General features: G+C 52.3%; 7 tRNA genes. All 7 read right to left on the bottom strand.

Annotated features, from left to right (window positions below):
- Positions 1–2: 2 nt before the first annotated feature.
- The 7 genes from G9G53_RS25670 to G9G53_RS25640 all read right to left on the bottom strand — a co-directional run bounded on the left by G9G53_RS25670 (position 3) and on the right by G9G53_RS25640 (position 671).
- Positions 3–76 (bottom strand) — tRNA-Asp (locus G9G53_RS25670).
- A gap of 25 nt (positions 77–101) precedes the next feature.
- Positions 102–175 (bottom strand) — tRNA-Met (locus G9G53_RS25665).
- 30 nt (positions 176–205) lie between these two features.
- Positions 206–281: transfer RNA gene (locus G9G53_RS25660), tRNA-Val, on the bottom strand.
- Positions 282–287: 6 nt separating this feature from the next.
- Positions 288–359: transfer RNA gene (locus tag G9G53_RS25655), tRNA-Glu, on the bottom strand.
- 32 nt (positions 360–391) lie between these two features.
- Positions 392–483: transfer RNA gene (locus G9G53_RS25650), tRNA-Ser, on the bottom strand.
- A gap of 3 nt (positions 484–486) precedes the next feature.
- Positions 487–560 (bottom strand) — tRNA-Met (locus tag G9G53_RS25645).
- Between the two features lie 35 nt (positions 561–595).
- A tRNA-Asn gene (locus G9G53_RS25640) sits at positions 596–671 on the bottom strand.

The raw sequence follows: 671 nt of genomic DNA, 5'->3' as shown, positions 1-671 counted from the left end.
GGCGGAACTGACGGGATTCGAACCCGCGATCTCCTGCGTGACAGGCAGGCATGTTAGGCCTCTACACCACAGTTCCAGAGGCATTTCCAATAGGAAATTAATTGCGGGGGCAGGATTTGAACCTACGACCTTCGGGTTATGAGCCCGACGAGCTACCGAACTGCTCCACCCCGCGACATTAAAAAGCATTTCTCAAATTTTCTTATGGTGGAGGCTGAGGGGATCGAACCCCCGACCCTCTGCTTGTAAGGCAGATGCTCTCCCAGCTGAGCTAAGCCTCCATATTATGACCCGTAGGGGATTCGAACCCCTGTTACCTCCGTGAAAGGGAGGTGTCTTAACCCCTTGACCAACGGGCCTTGCAAAATAAGTTCTGGTCTCAATAAATTTATGGCGGAGAGAGAGGGATTCGAACCCTCGCACCACTTTCGCAGTCTAACCCCTTAGCAGAGGGTCCCCTTATAGCCACTTGGGTATCTCTCCGAGTAGCGGCAGAGGGGATCGAACCCCCGACCTCACGGGTATGAACCGTACGCTCTAGCCAGCTGAGCTACGCCGCCACCTTAATATATAAAAGTCAGAAATATTCAAAATATGGCTCCCCGAACAGGACTCGAACCTGTGACAACTCGATTAACAGTCGAGTGCTCTACCAACTGAGCTATCAGGGA

Origin of the sequence: Paenibacillus sp. EKM206P (assembly GCF_011066155.1) — a bacterium.
Taxonomy (GTDB): Bacteria; Bacillota; Bacilli; order Paenibacillales; family Paenibacillaceae; genus Paenibacillus; species Paenibacillus polymyxa_D.
Note: the sequence above shows the minus strand (reverse complement) of the source record. Positions and strands in the feature narration are given on the sequence as shown.